The sequence below is a fragment of the Brevundimonas sp. genome (assembly GCF_013912005.1).
Taxonomy (GTDB): domain Bacteria; phylum Pseudomonadota; class Alphaproteobacteria; order Caulobacterales; family Caulobacteraceae; genus Brevundimonas.
Genome location: NZ_JACESB010000006.1, coordinates 52233 through 71612, shown reverse-complemented (window position 1 = coordinate 71612; position 19380 = coordinate 52233). Strand labels below are relative to the sequence as shown.

Annotated in this window: 13 protein-coding genes; 10 read left to right on the top strand and 3 right to left on the bottom strand. The window is 73.1% G+C overall.

Annotation, left to right across the window (positions count from 1 at the left end; all coding sequences use genetic code 11):
• Positions 1 to 24: 24 nt before the first annotated feature.
• From H2038_RS06390 to H2038_RS06375, 4 genes are all read left to right on the top strand, one after another.
• A complete protein-coding gene (locus tag H2038_RS06390; RefSeq protein ID WP_292110545.1) occupies positions 25 to 450 on the top strand; it encodes a hypothetical protein in 426 nt (141 codons plus the stop codon).
• A 648-nt stretch (positions 451 to 1098) separates the two neighbouring features.
• Complete coding sequence (locus H2038_RS06385; protein WP_292110542.1) at positions 1099 to 1968, top strand: TIGR01459 family HAD-type hydrolase; 870 nt, start codon at positions 1099 to 1101, stop codon at positions 1966 to 1968.
• Positions 1969 to 1997: 29 nt separating this feature from the next.
• Positions 1998 to 2459 (top strand): MaoC family dehydratase, encoded by a 462-nt coding sequence (locus H2038_RS06380; protein ID WP_292110537.1) that lies wholly within the window; start codon positions 1998 to 2000, stop codon positions 2457 to 2459.
• Between the two features lie 7 nt (positions 2460 to 2466).
• Complete coding sequence (locus H2038_RS06375) at positions 2467 to 3396, top strand: bifunctional riboflavin kinase/FAD synthetase (protein ID WP_292110535.1); 930 nt, start codon at positions 2467 to 2469, stop codon at positions 3394 to 3396.
• On the opposite strand, the gene H2038_RS06370 is transcribed toward H2038_RS06375, so the two are convergent.
• On the bottom strand, positions 3389 to 3919 hold the full coding sequence (locus H2038_RS06370) for a DUF3828 domain-containing protein (protein WP_292110532.1): 531 nt from the start codon (positions 3917 to 3919) through the stop codon (positions 3389 to 3391). The genes H2038_RS06375 and H2038_RS06370 overlap by 8 nt on opposite strands.
• Positions 3920 to 4163: 244 nt before the next feature.
• On the opposite strand from H2038_RS06370, the gene ileS reads away from it, so the two are divergent.
• Positions 4164 to 7061: an isoleucine--tRNA ligase gene (gene ileS / locus H2038_RS06365; RefSeq protein ID WP_292110530.1), complete on the top strand. Its 2898-nt coding sequence runs from the start codon at positions 4164 to 4166 to the stop codon at positions 7059 to 7061.
• 6 nt (positions 7062 to 7067) lie between these two features.
• Here the strand turns inward: ileS and H2038_RS06360 are convergent, their stop codons facing one another.
• Both H2038_RS06360 and H2038_RS06355 read right to left on the bottom strand, forming a co-directional pair.
• The gene (locus tag H2038_RS06360) at positions 7068 to 8654 is read right to left on the bottom strand and encodes a M56 family metallopeptidase (RefSeq protein WP_292110528.1); all 1587 of its coding nucleotides are present in this window, start codon (positions 8652 to 8654) and stop codon (positions 7068 to 7070) included.
• Entirely contained in the window at positions 8651 to 9025 is a 375-nt protein-coding gene (locus H2038_RS06355; RefSeq protein WP_292110526.1) for a BlaI/MecI/CopY family transcriptional regulator, read from the bottom strand. Before H2038_RS06355 ends, H2038_RS06360 begins: the two co-directional genes overlap by 4 nt.
• A gap of 369 nt (positions 9026 to 9394) precedes the next feature.
• Here H2038_RS06355 and H2038_RS06350 point away from each other — a divergent pair, with 369 nt between their 5' ends.
• From H2038_RS06350 to H2038_RS06330, 5 genes are all read left to right on the top strand, one after another.
• Positions 9395 to 11224, top strand: coding sequence for a Ca2+-dependent phosphoinositide-specific phospholipase C (locus H2038_RS06350; protein WP_292110525.1), 1830 nt, complete (start codon positions 9395 to 9397; stop codon positions 11222 to 11224).
• A gap of 127 nt (positions 11225 to 11351) precedes the next feature.
• The gene (locus tag H2038_RS06345) at positions 11352 to 14138 is read left to right on the top strand and encodes a TonB-dependent receptor (RefSeq protein WP_292110522.1); all 2787 of its coding nucleotides are present in this window, start codon (positions 11352 to 11354) and stop codon (positions 14136 to 14138) included.
• An 81-nt stretch (positions 14139 to 14219) separates the two neighbouring features.
• Complete coding sequence (locus H2038_RS06340) at positions 14220 to 14726, top strand: RNA polymerase sigma factor (protein WP_292110520.1); 507 nt, start codon at positions 14220 to 14222, stop codon at positions 14724 to 14726.
• Positions 14727 to 14813: 87 nt separating this feature from the next.
• Complete coding sequence (locus H2038_RS06335) at positions 14814 to 15815, top strand: FecR domain-containing protein (protein WP_292110518.1); 1002 nt, start codon at positions 14814 to 14816, stop codon at positions 15813 to 15815.
• Between the two features lie 78 nt (positions 15816 to 15893).
• A complete protein-coding gene (locus H2038_RS06330) occupies positions 15894 to 18872 on the top strand; it encodes a TonB-dependent receptor (RefSeq protein WP_292110515.1) in 2979 nt (992 codons plus the stop codon).
• The last annotated feature ends 508 nt before the right edge of the window (positions 18873 to 19380 follow it).

Genomic DNA, 19380 nt, shown 5'->3' with positions numbered 1-19380 from the left:
CGGGGGGCGGAATGGAGTTCGACCGTGACCCCACGCCCGATGATCCCGGCCGCCGCCCTCGCCGCCCTCGCCCTCGCCGGCGCGGGCGCCGCCGCGGCCCAGGACGCCTCGCCCGACCGGTCGCCGCCGGCGGAGGGCCGCGCCGCCGCTGAGGTCCCGGCGCCGGTGATCCGCGCCGCCGACGAGGCTCTCACCTGCCGCCAGATCGCCGACGAGGCGGCCGCGCTCAGCGCCGACATGGGCGGCACGCCGTCCGGCGGCGGCCTCGGCGCCATCGCGAAAGCCGGCGCGGCCATGCTCATCCCCGGCGCCGGCCTGCTGTTCGCCGGGGCCGACGCCCTGACCCGCGAGGAGCGCGAACGCCGCCAGGCCGAGGCCCTCGCCGTCCAGAACCGCTGGTTCTACCTCAACGGCCTCTACGCCGGCCGCCGCTGCCTGCACGGCGGCTGACCTCCCCCGCGGGGGAGGAACTGCAGCGGCGGCTCCCATTCCTCCCCCGCAGGGGGAGGGGGACCGCCGAAGGCGGTGGAGGGGGCGGGTCCGCCGCCGAGGTGTCAGCAGTTCATCCGCTACGCTCGCACATGCGAGGGCCAACCTGCTGTTCCTCCGCCGCAATCCGGAACCACCAGCGTCATTTGCCCGCCGGGGCAAAAGCCTCCCTTACACTTCCGCCCATCCCGTCGATGGGGAGGGCGTCGGATCCACGACCTCGACGACGGCGGGCTGTGGTCGAGCGATGAAGCCGGGGCGAAGGGCAGTCCCGGGGTCCTCGTGGACGTCGGGTGGATGGCGTCCCTTGCTCGCCGCGCGCTACTGGAATGCGGGCTGCTGACGTCCCCTGAAGAGCGCCGTCATGTCCGCCCCGCGTCGGGCCCGGCAACGGTCCCGGCGGAGATCCGGCAAGGCTCGAATGTCAGGGCCGCCAGCCGGAGAGCGCGCGTCCAACGGCTGCGCGGGGCGTCTGTCTCGTCGAAACGGTAATCATCCCACAGACCGGGCGAGGCCCGGCGCCCCGCACCCTTCCCGCCACCGCTTCCCCCCGGAAGCGGCGCCGACTCGCGCCTTCTCCCGCCCGGCCGAACCCGCTATGCCCCCCGCATGACCCTGCCCCACCCGCTCCCCGGCCTCGGCGCGATCGCCGGCGACTACGACATCCTGCTCTGCGACGTCTGGGGCGTGATCCACAACGGCCGCGAGAGCTGGCCGGCCGCCTGCGAGGCGCTGGCCCGCTTCAACCGCGACCACGGCCACGTGGTGCTGATCTCCAACTCGCCGCGCCCCTCTTCGGACGTGGTCGCCCAGCTCGACCGGCTGAAGGTGCCGCGCGACAGCTGGCGGGCCTTCGTCACCTCCGGCGACGCCACCCGCGCCGAACTGGCCCGCCGCGCCCCCGGCCCGGCCTGGGTGATCGGCCCCGAGCGCGACTGGCCGCTCTACGAGGGTCTCGGCCTGACCAGCGCCCACGGCGCGGCCGACGCCGCCTTCATCTCCGTCACCGGTCCGGTCGACGACGAGACCGAGACCCCCGAGGACTACCGCGAGCGCCTCGCCGCCGGCGCCGCCCGCGACCTCGAGCTGATCTGCGCCAATCCCGACCGGGTGGTCCAGCGCGGCGACAGGCTGATCTACTGCGGCGGGGCCCTGGCCGACCTCTACGCCGAACTCGGCGGCCGGGTGGTCATGGCCGGCAAGCCCTTCGGCCCCATCTACGACCTCGCCCTCGACGAGGCCGCGCGTCTGCTGGGCCGTCCGGCCGACCGCTCGCGCGTCCTGTGCATCGGCGACGGCGTGGTCACCGACGTGCGCGGCGCCAACGCCCAGGGCCTCGACTGCCTGTTCGTCGCCCAGGGCATCCACGGCGACGCCGCCCGCGGCCCCGACGGCCGGCTGGATCCGGAACGGGCCGGCGAGCTGCTGAAGGCCGAAACCTGCTACGCCCGCTACGCCACGCTCGATCTGGCGTGGTGAGGCGCCGCAATTCAGGCTAAGCCCCGTCCATGGTCGAACTGGTCCAGCAACATCCCTCGGGCGGCTACATCCTCGAGGAGCTTCGTCCCGGCATGGCCGCCGAGAAGGTCATCCAGGCGACCGAGGAGCGCATCCGCCGCTTCGCCGAGGCCTCCGACGACTTCAATCCGGTGCACCTCGACGAGGGGTTCGCGGCGAAGACCGCCTATCGCGGCCGCATCGCCCACGGCCTGCTGTCGGCCTCCTTCGGCTCCGCCGTGGTCGGCACCATCCTGCCCGGCGCCGGTTCGATCTACGTCTCCCAGACGCTGAAATTCCACCTGCCGGTGCGCGTCGACGACACGGTGCTGATCCGCATCACCGTCATCGAGGTGGAGCAGGAGCAGGCGCGGGTGCGGCTCAACTGCGAGGGCTTTGTCGACGGCAAGCTGATCATGGACGGCATCGCGGTCGTCCGCGTGCCCCGTCGCCGCAAGCCCTCCGCCCGCTGAGGCGGCCGTGATCCCGGTCGTCCGCGGCTGGCGCAGCCTGCCCCCCGGGCTGAGAGGGGCGGCGGTCGCCCTCGGCGCCTTCGACGGCGTGCACCGCGGCCACCAGGCGGTCATCGCCGAGGCCGCCGAGGCGGCCCGCGCCCTGGCGGCGCCGCTGGCCGTGGTCAGCTTCGACCCGCACCCCCGCCGCTGGTTCCAGCCCGCCGCCGCCCCCTTCCGGCTGATGACGCCCGGCCAGATGGCCCGCGCGCTCGCCCCCCTCGGCGTCGACCGGCTCCACCTGCTGCCGTTCGACGCGGACATGGCCGCCATGTCCGACGAGGCCTTCGCCCGCCAGGTGCTGGCCGACGGCCTCGGCGTCCGCCATGCCGCGGTCGGCTTCGACTTCACCTTCGGCAAGGGCCGCACCGGGTCGCCCGAGGCGCTGCGCCGCTACGGCGCGGACCTCGGCTTCACCGTTTCCGTCGCCGACCGGGTCGACGACGCCGGCGGCCTCAAGCTGTCCTCCTCGGCGGTGCGCGAGGCCCTGCACGCCGGCGACATGGCCCGCGCCGCCGCCATCCTCGGCCGCCCCTTCGCCATCGAGGGCGAGGTCATCCACGGCGACAAGCGCGGCCGCACCATCGGCGTGCCCACGGCGAACGTGCCCCTCGGCGACTACATGCGTCCGGCCTTCGGCATCTATGCGGTCCGCGTCCGCCTGCCCGACGGCCGCCGCCTCGACGGCGTCGCCAGCCTCGGCGTCCGGCCGATGTTCCGCACCGACGAACCCCTGCTCGAGGTCTGGCTGTTCGACTTCGCCGGCGACCTCTACGGCCAGACCATCGAGACCGAGCTGGTCGCCTTCCTCCGCCCGGAGCTCAGCTTCGACGACCTCGACGCCCTCAAGGCGCAGATCGACCGGGACGCCGCCGATGCCCGCGCCGTGCTCAGCTGATCGCCGCCATCAGCGTCTCGCTGAGCGGCGGCCGCCCCGGAACGAGGAAGTCGGAGATGCGCCACATCGGCCCCTCCTTGACCAGCTTCAGCGTCTGCCGGTGCGTCTCGCCGCTGTTGACGAAGACCACGTCGGCCTCCGCCTCGGTCGCCGAGCTCTCGCGCACCGTCACCGACTCCAGCCGGAACCCCTCCCCGTCCTGGCAGTCGCAGATCGGGTCCCAGTTCAGCGTGGGAACGTCGTCCCCCGCCCGCCGGAAGTCCTCGCCGATCATGGCGTTGAGCATCCGCCCGTAGATCGGCTCCTGCCCCGGCTTCGGCGGCTCGCCCATGGCCCCGGCGGCGTGGGCCGCATAGACGGCGCGGACGAACTCCTCCGGTCCGACCCGCGCCGCCTCGTAGATGGCGTCCCGGCCCGGCGGCAGGGCGGCCGGCGCGTCGGCGGTCTCGCCGACCTCGGTCTCCGGCGACGAGCAGGCCGCCAGGGCGGCGCAGGCGACGGCGATCAGGGCGTAACGGCGCATGAAAGGATCCTCCCGCCGCCGACTATCCGGCTCCGCCCGACGGCTGACAAGCCGGCGCTTTCCGGTGGCGCGCCCCGTCCCGCCTCTGCTAGACCGGCGGCGCCATGGACGTCCGCCTGTTTCGCCCGATTTCGATTAGCCGCCCGGCGTAGCGCCGCAGGGCTTGCAGCCCCGCGCTCGCCGGGATCTCCAGCGCCGACCGGCGCTCCAGGCGGAACGAACCCAGACGACGAAACGAGACTTCATGGCTGACGCCGGCGAAAATTCCTCCACTGGCCGCGACTACCGCGACACCGTCTTCCTGCCGGAGACGCCCTTCCCCATGCGCGGCGGCCTGCCCCAGAAGGAGCCGCTGATCCTCGAGCAGTGGGGCGACCTGTATGCGACCCTGCGCAAGCAGCGCCAGGCCGAGGGCGCGCCCCTCTACGTGCTCCACGACGGCCCGCCCTACGCCAACGGCGACATCCACATCGGCCACGCCCTCAACAAGACGCTGAAGGACTTCGTGGTCCGCAGCCGCTTCCTGCTCGGCTACGACGTCGACTTCGTGCCCGGCTGGGACTGCCACGGCCTGCCCATCGAGTGGAAGATCGAGGAGCAGTTCCGGGCGAAGGGCCGCCGCAAGGACGAGGTCTCCAAGGCCGAGTTCCGCCAGGCCTGCCGCGAGTACGCCGCCGGCTGGATCGACGTGCAGCGCGAGCAGTTCAAGCGGCTGGGCGTCACCGGCGACTGGGCCGGCCGCTACGCCACCATGGACTTCCCGACCGAGGCGGCGATCGTCGCCGAGTTCCACAAGTTCAAGAACTCGGGCCAGCTGTACCGCGGCTCCAAACCGGTGATGTGGTCGCCGGTCGAACGCACCGCCCTGGCCGACGCCGAGATCGAGTACCACGACCACGTCAGCCCGACGATCTGGGTGAAGTTCCCGGTGACCGGCGCCACCGACGACCACCCCGACGACCTGCTGTCGTTCCGCACCGCGACCCCGTCGGTGGTGATCTGGACCACCACGCCGTGGACCATCCCCGCCAACCGCGCCATCAGCTACGGCCCCGACATCGCCTACGGCCTCTACGAGGTCGCGGCCATGGAGGAAGGGCTGGAGTTCGAGCCGTGGGCCAGGCCGGGCGACCGGCTGATCCTCGCCGACAAGCTGGCGGAGGAGGTGTTCAGGGCCGCGAAGATCGCCCGCTGGACCCGCATCGACGACCTGAATCCCTCGGGACTGGAGTGCGCCCACCCGCTGGCGCCGCTGTCTCCGGGCTACGGCTTCTCCGTGCCGCTGCTGGCCGGCGATCACGTCACCGACGACGCCGGCACCGGCTTCGTGCACACCGCGCCCGGCCACGGCGCGGACGACTTCGAGGTGTGGAAGGCCCACGGCCATCACGAGGTGCCCGACACCGTCGACCCCGACGGCGCCTACTATCCGCACGTGCCCCTGTTCGCCGGCCTCAAGGTGCTGGAGACCGAAGGCAAGAAGACCGGCAAGTTCGGCTCCGCCAACCCGGCCGTGATCGAGAAGCTGATCGAGGCCGGCGCCCTGCTGGCCCGCGGCCGGCTGGAGCATTCCTATCCGCACTCCTGGCGCTCGCGCGCCCCGGTCATCTTCCGCAACACGCCGCAGTGGTTCATCCGCATGGACAAGCCGCTGGAGGACGACGGCACGCTGCGCGAGCGGGCGCTGGCCGCCATCGACGCCACCGCCTTCCACCCGGCCGCCGGCAAGAACCGCATCCGCTCCATGGTCGAGGGCCGGCCGGACTGGCTGATCAGCCGCCAGCGCGCCTGGGGCACCCCGCTGGCCATGTTCGTGGACAAGGAGACCGGCCAGCCGCTGCACGACCCCGAGGTCGACGCCCGCATCGTCGCGGCCATCGCCGAGGGCGGCGCCGACGCCTGGTTCACCCGCCCGGACAGCGACTTCCTCGGCGCGCACGACCCGGATCGCTACGAGAAGGTCGAGGACATCCTCGACGTCTGGTTCGACTCGGGCTGCACCCACGCCTTCACCCTGGAAGGCCGCGCCGACACGCGCTGGCCCGCCGACCTCTACCTCGAGGGCTCGGACCAGCACCGCGGCTGGTTCCAGTCCAACCTGCTGGAAGGCTGCGGCACGCGCGGCCGCGCCCCCTACGAGGCGGTCCTGACCCACGGCTTCACCCTCGACGAGAACGGGGAGAAGATGTCGAAGTCGAAGGGCAACACCGTCGATCCCGCGACGGTGATCAAGGAGTCCGGCGCCGACATCCTCCGCCTGTGGGTGGCCCTGGTCGACTACGCCGAGGACCAGCGGATCGGCAAACAGATCCTGCAGACCACGGTCGACGCCTACCGCAAGCTGCGCAACACCGTGCGCTACCTGCTCGGCGCCCTGGCCGGCTTCGACGAGGCCGAGCGCCTGCCGTACGACCGCATGCCGCCGCTGGAGAAGTTCATCCTGCACCGGCTGTGGGAGCTCGACGCCGGGGTGCGGCAGGCCTACCGCGAGTACCGCTTCCAGGACGTCGTCCGGCCCGTGCTGGAGTTCTGCTCCAACGACCTGTCGGCCCTCTACTTCGACGTCCGCAAGGACAGCCTCTATTGCGACCGGCCCGACGCCGACCGCCGCCGCGCCGCCCGCACGGTGATGGACGAGGTCTTCCTGCGCCTGACCGCCTGGCTGGCGCCGCTGGTTCCCTTCACCATGGAGGAGGCCTGGACCACCCGCTTCCCCGACGCGGGAACCAACTGCGCCCGGGTCATCCCGGACACGCCCGGCGAATGGCGCAACCCGGCCGAGGCGGACCGCTGGGCCGGGGTGCAGACGGTGCTGGAGATCGTCAACGAGGCGCTCGAGTCGGCCCGGCGCGACAAGCGCATCGGCGGCGCGCTCGACGCCTGGCCCGTGGTCACCGGCCCGGCCGGCGCCTTCGCCCCCTTCGAGGGTCTCGACCCCGCCGAGGTGTTCCGCACCTCGGGCGCGGAACTGGTCGAGGGCGGCGACGCCGTCACGGTCGACGTCCGCCTCGCCGATCACCCGAAGTGCGCCCGCTCGTGGCGGCGGGTGCCGGACGTCGGCTCGGATCCGGACTATCCGGACCTCAGCGCCCGCGACGCCGACGCCGTCCGCTGGTGGGACGCCGCCCGCGCCGCGGGCTGAGGGTCGTCAGCCGATCTCGGCGGCTTGCTCGCGCAGCCGCCGGGCCTGGGCCTCCAGCTCGTCGGCCTGCTGCGGCAGCCGGCGGGACAGGTCCAGCAACTCGGCGTCGGTCGGAACGCGGTCGCCCCGCGCCCGCGCCCGCGCGATCTGCTCGGCCCGGTAGGCCGGATCGCGCAGCCGCTCGCCCTCGGTCCGCATCGTCCGGGCGCCTTCCATCATCTCCCCGGCCCCGCGGGCCATCTCGACCCGCGCCTCGGCCATGGCCCGCGCCGCCGCCCGGTGCGCCGCCGCGGCGTGCACCTCGGCCTCCGCCCGGGCCCGTTCGCCGGCGGCGGCCGCCGCCTGCCCGTGCGCCCGCGCTTCGGCCGCATGGGCCAGCGCCGCCTCCCGCGCCGCTGCGGCGTGAGCCCGCGCTTCCGCCGCGTGGGCGCGGGCCTGTTCGGCGGCGGCCCGGATTTCGGCGCGCTCCGCCGCGCCGATCCCCTCCGACCCGTGCGACGGCTGCGGCGGGGCCGGCGGCGCGGGCGCCCGGGCGACCGGCGGAGCGGGCGGCGCCGGGGGCGCGAGCGGGGCCAACGCCGGCAGGGCCGGCGGCGCGGGGGGCGCGGCCGGAGCCTGCGGCGGCTCGGGCGCCCGGGGCGTCAGCTCCACGGCGGCGATCGGGGTCGCGACGGCGACGAGGCCGGCCACGGTCAGGGCCGCGGCGAGCGGCCGGGCGGGCGATGCGGGATGCGTCTTCATGATGCAGGCGATCCTTCTGGCGAGGGTGGGAGCCGGCCCGGCCATGGCCAGGGCGGCGGGATGGCCCGCGCCAGCCGCCAGGCTGACGAGGGTGCGGGCGTAGTCGGCGGGCGGCACCTCGACCAGGGCGGCGGCGTCCGCCGCCTCCTCGGTCCGGGCGACCAGGTCGGCGTGGAGCTTCCAGACCAGCGGGTTGAACCAGAACAGCGCCAGCGCCAGCCGCGACAGCAGCAGGAACAGCCAGTCCCCGTGGCGGATGTGGGCCAGTTCATGGGCCAGGACGGCGCGGGCGGCTTCGGGCCGCCGCAGGCACTCCGGTCCGACCAGGACCACGCCGGGCGGCAGGCCCCAGCTGAGCGGCGCCGACGCCGGATCTGCAACCAGCAGGCGGGGCGGCCGGGGGCCGCCGAGGCGGGCAAGGACGGACGTCCACGCCGGGGCGACGACGACGTCCGCGGCGCGGGTCCAGCGGTGCAGCGTCCAGACGCCCAGCGCAAGGCGACCGATCACCAGCAGGGCTCCGGCGGCCCAGAGCCATCCGGCCAGGGTCGTCAGGGACGGCGGCGACACCGTCGCCTCGACGGCGACGCCCCGGACCGGGCCGAGCTCGCCGGTCCAGACCGGCGTCGGGCTCGTCGCCGGCGGCTCCGCCGGCAGAAGCTCCAGCGGCAGGCCGGGACCTGCGGCCATCATCACGGGCAAGGCCAGCAGCAGGCAGACGCCGGCGCGGAGGATGGCGACGCGGCGCCTCGGCGGGCCCCACCGTCCCGCCCCCGCCGCGACCAGCGCGAGTCCGGCGACGAGGCCGGAGCGGACGAGAAGATCGGCGATCGCGACGAGGGCGCCGCTCACCGGTCGCGCTCCCTCGCTTCATCGATGGCGCGGGTCAGCGCCTCGACCTCGTCCGGACGCAGCGTCCGCGTCAGACCGAGCAGGGCTGTCGCCGCGGTGACGGCGGATCCGGCGAAGAAGGTGTCGACGATCCGGCGCAGCGCCCCGGTCGCGAGCGCCTCCGGCTGCGGCGACGGGCGGTAGACGATGCCGCCGGGCTGCCGGCGCCGCTCGACCAGCCCCTTGGCCTCCAGCCGGGCGAGGAGCGTGCGGACCGCGGAGTCGCTGAGGGGATCGGCCAGGCCGGCGCGCACCGCCGCCGTGCCGCCCTCGCCCAGTCGGCAAAGGGTTTCGAAAACGTCGCGTTCCCGCCTCGGCAGTCCCTCGATCATCCCTCGCCTCCGGATCGCTACATGCGTAGCGCTACGTTTGTAGCGGAAGAAGGCGGGATTGGGGCGGCGAGGTGAAATCGCCGCAAGGATCGGGAAACCCGCCGCTCGTCACCCGCCGCCGGTGCCGCCTGGACCTGTGGTCCCGACCCGGCCCCGATGGCTGGCGTCTGTCCCCGTCCGGCCTGCCCTGGCCGCCCGGACGAACCCCACCGTCGCCCGGCCCTGCGACGCCTTCGAGGCGGGCCATCCGCCGGACGCCGCCCGACTTGATTGAGGTCGGGGGAACGGGCGGCGTTGTAGGAGGCGAGGCTCGCGCAACGCCGCTGTCGTGATCGGCTGTTAGGCCTCCGCCGCTGCTCCGGAGGAACCATGCTCGCCCTGCTGACCTCGCTCGCGCTGGCGGCCGCGTTCGACGATCCCGGCTGCCGCCCCGCGGCCGCGGACGTGCAGGCCGCCGGCGGCGACGCCTGCGCCCGGGCCTGGATGGACCGGACGCTGCGGCTCAACGACCTGCAGGCCGTCGGCACCCACAACAGCTACAAGCTGGCCATTCCCGCGGACGAGATGGCGGCCATGGTCGCCGCGGCGGGCGACGGGGCGCTGGGCCTCGACTACGCCCACCGGCCGCTGGCCGAACAGCTGGACGCCGGCGCCCGCCAGCTGGAGCTGGACGTGCTGCACGACCCGGAGGGCGGCCGCTTCGCACGGCCGCTGACGGCCCTGGGCGGCGGCGCCCCGGCCAGCCCGGCCTTCGCCGCCGCCATGGCCCGGCCGGGCTTCAAGACCCTGCACATGCCGGACGTCGACTTCCGCAGTTCGTGCCTGACCTTCGTCGCCTGCCTGGGCGAGATCCGCGACTGGTCGACGGCGCATCCGGACCATGCGCCGATCCTGATCATGCTCAACGCCAAGACCGGCCGGCCCTCGATGCCGGGCGGAACCGCCCTGCTGGACTTCGACGCCGCCGCCTGGGACGCCCTGGACGCCGAAATCCGCTCGGTGTTCGGGCCGGACCGGCTGATCACGCCGGACACGGTGCGGAGCGGGCGCGCGACCCTGCGCGAGGCGGTGCTGGCGGGCGGCTGGCCCACCCTCGCCGAGGCGCGCGGCAAGGTCTTCTTCGCCCTCGACGAGGGGGCCGACAAGGTCGCGGCCTACGCCGCCGGGCGGCCGTCGCTGGAGGGGCGGGCCATGTTCGTCAATGCCGACGAGGCCTCCCCCGCCGCCGCCTATCTGACCCTCAACGATCCCGTGGCCCAGCAGGACCGCATCCGCGCCGCGGTGGCGGCCGGCTTCATGGTGCGCACCCGCGCCGACGCGGACACCCGCGAGGCGCGCAGCGGCGAGACGACCCGGCGCAGCGCCGCCTTCGCCAGCGGGGCGCAGTACGTCTCGACCGACTACCTGTGGGCCGACCCGCGCTTCCCGGCCTACCAGACGCGGCTGACCGGCGGGGCGGCGGCGGCGTGCAATCCGGTGCGCGGCGCGGCGCGCTGCGATGACCTCGCGATCGAGGGGGTCGAGGGCGCGCCGGTGCGGGGCTACCTCGCCCCGGCGGACCGGCCGGACCTGACCGTGGTGCTGGCGCCCCCGCCCGAGCCCGGCTCGCCGCGCGACCGCGCCAACGCCGACCTGTTCCGCGAGACCCGGGCGCTGGAGGGCTCGCCGCGCTGGGACCTGGCCGCCCACGACGTCCGGGGTCACATGTACGATCACTTCGCCGAGGCCCTCGGCATGCGGCTCACCGAGGAGGAGGCCCCGCTCCTGACGGCCCTGCTCAACCGGGCGGGGAACGACCGCGCGGTGGTCGGCGAGGCCAAGACCCGCTGGGCGACCCGGCGGCCGTATCTCGGCGCCGATCTGCCGATCTGCGAGCCGAAGTCGGACCATCTGGCCGGCAATCCCGACTATCCGTCAGGCCACGCCGCGCACGGCATGCACGTGGCCATGATCCTGGCCGAGCTGGCGCCCTGGCGGGCCGACGCCCTGTACGCCCGGGGGCGGGAGTTCGCCGAGAGCCGCTACATCTGCGGCTCGCACAGCTACAGCGCCGCCGAGGCCGGGATCCTGTCCGGGGCGGTGATCTACGGGGCCGAGCAGGCCTCGGAGACCTTCCGGCGCGACATGGAAATGGCGCGGGCGGAGATGCGGGCGGCGCAGGCGCGGCGCGCCGCGGCGGCGAACGCGACGCCACGGTGAAGATTGGATGAATTCCGCTGTCACACGCTGAGGGGCGGCCGATGACCGTCGTTGATGCCTGCGGGGGCGAAGGCCGGCGACCACGCCGGCGGCCGCCGACGTCAACATCGACCCAGCGGGGATACCAATGACCAGATCGAGCAACGGACGCGGCCCCGGCCGCCGGGCCAACCTGTCGTGGCTGATGGGCGGATGCGCCCTCGCCGCCCTCGGCGCCGGCGGCGCCGCCGCCCAGGAAGCCCCCGCGGCCGAAGAGCCGACCGACCAGCTGGACGAGATCATCGTCACCGGCAGCTATCAGCGCAGCCTCGAGCGCGCCGTGGACATCAAGCGCGACAACGTCGGCTTCTCGGACTCCATCGTCGCCACCGACGTCGCCAACTTCCCCGAGCAGAACCTGGCCGAGGCGCTGCAGCGCATCCCCGGCGTGACCATCGAGCGCAACCGCGGCCTGGGCGGCCGCGTCAGCGTGCGCGGCCTGCCGAGCGAGTTCACCTTCGTCACCATCAACGACCTGGCGACCGCCTCGGGCAGCGGCGGGCGTGAGGTCGAGCTCGACATCTTCGCCTCGGAGATCATCCAGCAGGTCACGGTGCAGAAGTCGCCGCGCGCTTCCGACGAGGAAGGCGGCATCGCCGGCGCCGTCAACATCTCGACCGCGCGTCCGTTCGACTACCGCGGCCATGAACTGGTCGCCTCGGTCGAAGGCGCCTACAATTCGATCTCCGAGGAGATCGATCCCAAGGTCTCCTTCCTCGCCAGCAACACCTGGGGCGACTGGGGTCTGCTGGGGTCGTTCTCGACCGCGCGCCGGACCAACCGGACGGATTCCAACTCGGGCATCAACTTCCGGCCGGCCTTCCGCTTCCTCGAGGCGGGCAGCGGGCGCGGGACCCAGGCGCAGGCCGTTCTGGCGCGCGACGCCGGCGTGATCATCACCGACCGCATGGATCGCGACCAGACCAGCCGCGTCATCTTCCAGGACAAGGTCGGCGACCGCGCCTATCTGAACACCCAGGACCAGTGGGGCGGCACCCTGTCGCTGCAGTACCGCCCGTCCTCGACCTTCAACCTGGCGTTCGACGCCATGCTCGGCGGCTATGACGCGACCGAGGACGAATACGACGCCGCGGCCTATTCCGCCTCGAGCCGCAGCACCTTCGAGACCATCCACGAATACGACGACACCACCCTGGCCGACTACGGCATGGTCGTGCTGCGCGACGTCTCCTACACCGCCACCCAGCACGAGTTCCTGAGCAAGGAGCGGATCAACGAGACCGAGTACGCCCAGTTCGGCGCCGAGATGGACTGGCGCGGCGACGACTGGGCCCTGCACGCCCTCGCCGGCTACTCGGGCGCCGAGAAGACGCTGGACTACGCCAACCTCAAGCACGTCGCCTATGCGCCGTCGCGGACCCGCTGGACCGACACCGGCGGCGAGACGATCCCCAGCGCCAACCCGGCGACGATCGACATGTACAATGCGCCCTCGCGCTACCTGTTCGAGGCGTACGAGACCACCTTCGAAAGCATCACCGACGACAAGTATGCGGCCCAGGTCGACTTCACCCGCGACTTCGACCTGGAGGCCTTCCCGGCCCTGACCAGCATCCAGATCGGCGCCCGCTATACCGACCGGTCGAAGGAGCGCCAGTACGGCGAGAAGAAGATCCAGGGGCCTTCGAACGGCAGCACCATCTGGGTCAACACGCGCACGCTGGCCGACAGCGAACTGACCCCGATCGGCGATCTGGTGCCCGGCGGCGCCTACAGCGCCCGCGACCTGACTTGGAGCCAGGTCTCCAACGAGTACGCGCGCCGGACCTTCCGCTACGACGGCTTCTTCACCCCCTTCGACCCCGGCCAGTACTATGAGGTCTCCGAGGAGGTGCTCAGCCTCTACGCGATGGCGGATCTGAACTTCGACGTCGGCCCCGTCCCGGTCGCGGTCAACGGCGGCGCCCGCTGGGTCGACACCTCGATCACCTCCTCGGGCTACCATCAGATCCAGAACCCGAACGGCTCCACCGGCTACACGCCGGCGCCGGTGTCCAGCGACGGCGGCTACGACAAGATCCTGCCCAGCCTGAACTTCACCGCCGATCTGACCGACAGCCTGGTCTTCCGGGGCGCGGCTTCGGAGACCCTGATGCGGCCGGCCCTGACGGACCTGGCCTACAAGCGGACCGCCAACTGGAACTCCTTCCGCTTCACGGACGGCAATCCGAACCTCGAGCCGACCTACGCCAGGCAGTGGGAGCTCGGCCTGGAGCGGTACCTGGGCGGCGGCGGCCTGCTGGCGGTCTCGTACTTCTGGAAGGAGATCGAGGGCGTCGTCCGCAGCGAGCTCACCGGCACCGTGCCGAACGTGACCAAGTACAACGCCAACGGCACCATCGACGGCGTCTACGACTTCGACGTCTACCAGCCCGTCAACGCCGAGGGCTCGTACGAGGTCAGCGGCCTCGAGCTGGTGGCCATCGTGCCGCTGGACCTGATCTACGCCCCGCTGGAGGGCTTCGGGATCAACGCCAACTACACGATCCTCGACAGCTCGCTGACCGGGGAGTCCGACCTCGACGTCCCGACCCCGCCGGTCGGCCTGGCCGAGTCCACCTACAACGTCACCCTGTTCTACGAGAACGACCGCTTCCAGGCGCGCGCGTCCTACAACTTCAAGGACAAGTACGTCGAAGGCATCGGCTACGAGATGTACCCGATCTGGCGCGACGGCTACGGCCAGACCGACGTCTCGGTCAGCTACAACGTCAACGATGCGATCCAGCTGACCCTGGAAGGCATCAACGTCACCGACGAGGCGACCACCGGCTACACGATGGATCCCTCCTTCCCGACCATGTACGAGCTGTCGGGACGGCGCGTGACCTTCGGCCTGCGGGCGAGCTTCTGATCCCCGCACGGCCGCCCTGCCCGGACGCCCCCTCCTCGCGAGGGGGCGTCTTCGCCTGCCCGTCGCGCCGGAAAGGGCCTCATGTCGCCTGAAGCCGTCGTCGCCGACCTGCGCCGCGAGCTGATCGTCTGGCTGACCCGCAAGGGCGGCGCGGCCGCGGATGTGGAGGACGTGGTGCAGGACGCCTTCCTGAGGTTTCACCGCGCCGGCCACCGGCTGGAGTCGCCCGACGCCCGGCCGCTGCTGTTCGTCATCGCCCGCAACCTGCAGCACGACCGCTGGAAGGCCGAAACCCGCGAAACCCGGCGGCGGTCGGACGACGACGTGCATGCGCTCGACGCCGGGCCCCGCGCCATCGCCAGCGAGGCCAGTCCCGCCGATGATCGCCTCATCCAGCGCCAGAACCTCGCCGCCGCGGCGGCGGTGATCCGCGCCCTGCCCCCGCGCTGCCGCGACGCCTTCCTGCTGCACCGGTTCGAGGCCCTGACCTATCGCCAGATCGCGGCGCGGCTGGGGGTCTCGGTCAGCATGGTCGAGAAGTACGTCGCGGAAGCGCTCCGCCAACTGAAAAAATCCCGGGAGGGCTGAGGTGTCGGCCGGCTGGATCGTTGTGACTTGTGAAGGGAATCGCGGCGACCGTCCGGGTACGCCTTCGGTGAGGAGACCCGCCCGCTCATGATCGACCGCCTGACGGCCCTGTTCGACCGACGGCCCCGGACTGCCGAGGACTGGCTGGCGCGCATGAGCCGGCCGGATGTCGACGCGCGCGACCAGGACGGGTTCCTGGCGTGGCTGGAGGCGGATCCTGATCACCTCGCCCGGTACGAGGCGGCCAGGGCGGACAGCCTCGCGCTCGAGCCGCTGCGGGCGATGTTCGCGGCCGACCTGGCCCGGCTCGGCCAGCGGCCCGCCCGGACCGGCGCCGGGCTCGCGCGGCCGCGGAACCGGGCGCTGGCGGCCGGGGGGCTGGCGGCCGCCGCCCTCACCGTCGCCGTGACCCTGGCGTGGCCGATGTTGCGGTCCCCCGGCGAGCTCTACCGGAGCTCGCCGACGCAGATTCGCGACGTGGTGCTCGCGGACGGGTCGAGGGTGACGCTGGACGCCGACTCGGCGATCCGGGTCGACCTGTCGGACGACGTCCGGCGCGTCGGGCTGGAACGCGGCGCGGCCTATTTCGAGGTGGCGCATGACGCGGCCGTCCCCTTCCAGGTCGCCCTGGCGGACCAGCGGGTGATCGTGACCGGCACCCGCTTCGTCACTGCGCTCACCGACGCGGGCGGCGAGGTGTTCCTGCTGGAGGGCCGGGTGTCCGTCAGCGCCAGGGACGCCGGCGATCCCGACGCCCTGGCCGGCGCGGTTCGCCTGCTCCCCGGCCAGAGGCTGCGGCTGACCGCCGACGGCCCGGGCCGGCCGGAACAGGTCGACGTCGAGACCCCGACCGCGTGGCGCAAGCGCCGGCTGGTGTTCCGCGACGCCCCCCTGTCCGAGGTGGTCGCCGCCGCCGGCCGCTACGCCGACCGGCCGCTGGTGGTCGCCGACGCCCGGCTGGCCCGCACCCGGGTGACCGCGGTCCTGCCGCTGACCGGGCAGGGAACCCTGGTCGAGCGGATGGACCGGCTGCTGCCGATATCGGTCGAGACCACGACGGACGGACGAACCCTGATCCGCGCCGAATAGGCGCTATCGCAGAGCTGTCACGCCACGACGCTAAGGGATCGGGCTGCTCCCGCCGCCGTCTCGACTGGGTATCGCCGCGTGAAACCGCTTGCACCATCGCTGCCGGTCGGCGTGGCGGCGGCGTTCGGCCTGGCGTTGGCGGCCTCGCCGGCTGCGGCCCAGGACGCCGACCTGCGCAACCTCGACATCCCGGCCCAAGACGCCTCCGCGGCCCTGGTCGAGCTGTGCCTCGCCGCCGACTGCGAACTGGTGTTCCTGGGGCCGCGCCCCGGGCTGCGCACGCGCGCCGTGCGCGGACGGATGTCGTGGCGGACGGCGGTGCGGCGCATGCTGCAGGGATCGGACCTGCGCTACCGCTTCGTCGGCCCGCGCGGGGTGCGGGTCTGGGCGGAGGTCCGGGCCGCGCCCCCGCCTGCGCCTCCGCCGGCCCCGCCGGAGGCGGAGCCGACCGAACTGGAGCCGGTGGTGGTGCTCGGCCGGTTCTCCGAACAGATCGACGAAGCCGTGCGCCGCAAGCGGGAGGCCGACGTCATCTCGGACGGGGTTTCAGCGGCCCGGATCGGCGAGGCGCCCGCCGCCAATCTCGCCGAGGCCCTGCAGCGCGTCCCCGGCGTCGCCATCGAGCGCGAGGTGGGCGAGGGACAGTTCGTCAGCGTCCGGGGTCTGGGGCCCCTGTTCCAGTCGGTCACCCTGAACGGCGCGCCCGTGGCCTTCAACGAGAACATCCGCAACTCGACCCAGAGCGGCCGTCAATTCCGCTTCCGCGCCCTGTCCGCCGATCTTCTGGCCGGGGCCCGCCTGACCAAGTCCGCGACGCCCGACCTGATCGACGGCGGCATCGGCGCCAATATCGACATCGAGACCGTCGGCGGGCTCGACGGCGAGCCGTTCCTGACCGTGCGCGCCGGCGCCGGTCTCGAACGGCGCACGGGACGGCTCGGGCCGGACGTTTCCGTCGCGGGACGGCTGGTCTCCGCCGACGGCGAGCGCGGCGTGGTCGCGGGGGTGGCGCAGGAGGAGCGGTCGGTGCTCTACGACCGCTTCCAGATCCAGCGCTACCGGGATCTGGCGCTCGAGGGCGTCACGGTGGCCGCGCCGAACGACGTGCGCACCACGGTGGAGCGCGAGGATCGTCGCCGGCGCAGCGCCTTCCTAGGCGCCGACTGGCGCCTGTCTCCGACCCTGTCGCTGGATGTCGACGCCCTGGCCTCGACCTTCGACAACGCGATCCGCGAGGACCGGCTGGTGTTCGGCCTCGGCGAGCGGCTGCAGGCGCCGGGCGCCTCGGCCCGGGTGCGGGACGGGGTGGTGGTGGCCGGAGCGGTCGCGGACGGCGAGATCGACAACAACACCGAGTTCTCGGACCAGTCCCACCTGAACCTGGCGGCGTCCGTCGGCGCCGTCTGGCGCCGGGGGAACTGGCGGATCACGCCGCGGCTCAGCGGCTCGCTGGCCCGCTCCGTGCTCGACACGCCGCTGCAGCGCATATCCGCCACGTCCGCATCCGACGTCGCCTGGGCCTTCGACCTGGGAGACGCCGCAACCCGCCGGCGGGCGGCCCGCCTGTCGACCGGTTTCGACCTGCTGGACCCGGCCCTTCTCGGACCGCCGCGCCTCCACGTCCGGGCGGTGGAGTCCCGGGACGACGACGTGACGGCGAGGCTCGACGCCCGGCGACCGCTTCAGGGCCGGGGGCCCGGCGGCCTGTCGGCGGTGCAGGTCGGGTTCCAGATCAGCGACCGCAACCGGGACTACCAGCGGCGCGACCGGGAAGCGGCGCTGCGGCCCGGCTTCGATCCCGCCGCCGGCGCCTATGCCGCCGCCACGCCCGACGCCGTGTTCGAACGGCTGCTGACGGTCCGGCCCGGCCCCTGGATCACCGCCGGATCAGACTGGTTCGAGACCGCCTTCGTCATTCCCGGCGAGTTCGACGGAGTGTCGCCCCGCCCCCGGGATCTGGCCCCGACCGGAGCGGACCTTCAGAACTCCTATCGCGTCGGCGAACGGATCGCGGCGGCCTATGTCCGCCTCGACGTGGCCGGAGAGCTCGGGGGCCGGCCGACCTTCGGAAATCTCGGCGTGCGGCTGGTCGACGTCCGGACGGCGGTGGAGGGCTCCATCCTCGGCGTCGACGCCGACGGCGTCCTCGAGGTCCGGCCGGCCGGACACGCCGGTTCGCACCGGGTCTGGCTGCCCAGCGCCAACCTGGCCATCGAGCTGGACGAGGACCGGCTGCTGCGGCTGGCGGTCTCGCGCACGATCACCCGCCCGTCGCTGGCCGACCTGAGGTCCGCCACCGTGCCGGCCAGCACCCTGGTGCGGGCCATCTTCGATCGCGGCCAGGCGGAGATCGACGATCCCGCCCCCGGCACCATCTTCACCGGCGTGGGGGGCAATCCGGCGCTCCGGCCCTATCGGTCGACCAACTATGACCTGTCGTGGGAGTGGAGCTTCCCCCGCGGGGCCCTCAGCGTGGCGGCGTTTCACAAGTCGATCGACGACTTCATCCTGACGGTCGAGGCGCCCGAGGCCCTGGTGTTCGAGACCCGGGCCGGCGCGGCGGTGACCGCCGAGGTGATGATGTCGCGGCCGCGCAACGTCGGCCATGCGCGGACCACGGGGCTGGAGCTCGGTTTCAACCACCGCCTTCCGTCCGGTCTGGGCCTGTGGGCCAGCGCCACCTGGACCCGCGCCAGCGCCACCGACCGGACCAGCGGCGCGCGGCGCGAGCTGGCGGGGGTCTCCGACCTCGCCTGGTCGCTCAATCCCTATTTCGAGCGCGGCCCGTTCGAACTGGCGCTGTCCTGGTCCTGGCGCTCCGCCTTCCGGTCGGAGGCCGACATGCAGGGCGGCGGCGTCAGTTCGTTCGTGGTCGCCCCCGCCGGATATCTCGACGCCCAGGCCACCTGGGACATCGGCCCCGCGGCGCAGCTGGTCGTCGGCGCGACCAATCTGACCGACGCCACGGACATGGCCTGGGAGGGCGACCGCAGCCGGCTGCTGCAGCTGGGCCGCGCCGGACGCAGCTTCAGCCTCGGCCTGCGCTGGCGCCTGTGACCGACGCCGGAGGGCCGGCCGGATGGCGGAGAGCGCCGGCGGCCGGGAAGCCCTCCCGGAGCAGCGTCAGCGCGCCCGCGGCTGACGCCGGGGCCGGTGCGCAGGCCCGATCGGGACGATGACATGCTCCGACAGGCGCGCCGCAAGGTCGAGCCGGGCCGCCCAACGCAAAATCGCCGCCCTGGGGGACCAGGACGGCGATGAGACTGCGATATTGGGTGCGGGAGCTCGCACTGGTCACCATAGTATATCTGGGACCGTGGACGTTCCCGCGTGATGGGGAGCTCCGCTAGGCACCGCTTCCAGCGTTGCCGGCAAGGCGGAAAGACGCCATTCCTAGGCACGCTGGAAGCCGAACTCTACCGCCATACTTCTCGCTTGTCTGGGGCGACTTCAGGGACGCATCATGCGCAGGCAGTTCTGGTCGCGGTTGGGTCACCGTCCAGGGCGGCTGGAAGGCCCGGCTTTCCGCAACTCGAAATGATAGCGAGGCGCAGCGTGATTGAAA

What these genes read in the sequence shown, in the direction of transcription:
- H2038_RS06335 (WP_292110518.1), top strand. Translation starts at nt 14,814, where the DNA reads ATGATCGACCGCCTGACGGCCCTGTTCGACCGACGGCCCCGGACTGCC.
- H2038_RS06340 (WP_292110520.1), top strand. Translation starts at nt 14,220, where the DNA reads ATGTCGCCTGAAGCCGTCGTCGCCGACCTGCGCCGCGAGCTGATCGTC.
- H2038_RS06380 (WP_292110537.1), top strand. Translation starts at nt 1,998, where the DNA reads ATGGTCGAACTGGTCCAGCAACATCCCTCGGGCGGCTACATCCTCGAG.
- H2038_RS06345 (WP_292110522.1), top strand. Translation starts at nt 11,352, where the DNA reads ATGACCAGATCGAGCAACGGACGCGGCCCCGGCCGCCGGGCCAACCTG.
- H2038_RS06350 (WP_292110525.1), top strand. Translation starts at nt 9,395, where the DNA reads ATGCTCGCCCTGCTGACCTCGCTCGCGCTGGCGGCCGCGTTCGACGAT.
- H2038_RS06385 (WP_292110542.1), top strand. Translation starts at nt 1,099, where the DNA reads ATGACCCTGCCCCACCCGCTCCCCGGCCTCGGCGCGATCGCCGGCGAC.
- H2038_RS06370 (WP_292110532.1), bottom strand. Translation starts at nt 3,919, where the DNA reads ATGCGCCGTTACGCCCTGATCGCCGTCGCCTGCGCCGCCCTGGCGGCC.
- H2038_RS06355 (WP_292110526.1), bottom strand. Translation starts at nt 9,025, where the DNA reads ATGATCGAGGGACTGCCGAGGCGGGAACGCGACGTTTTCGAAACCCTT.
- ileS (WP_292110530.1), top strand. Translation starts at nt 4,164, where the DNA reads ATGGCTGACGCCGGCGAAAATTCCTCCACTGGCCGCGACTACCGCGAC.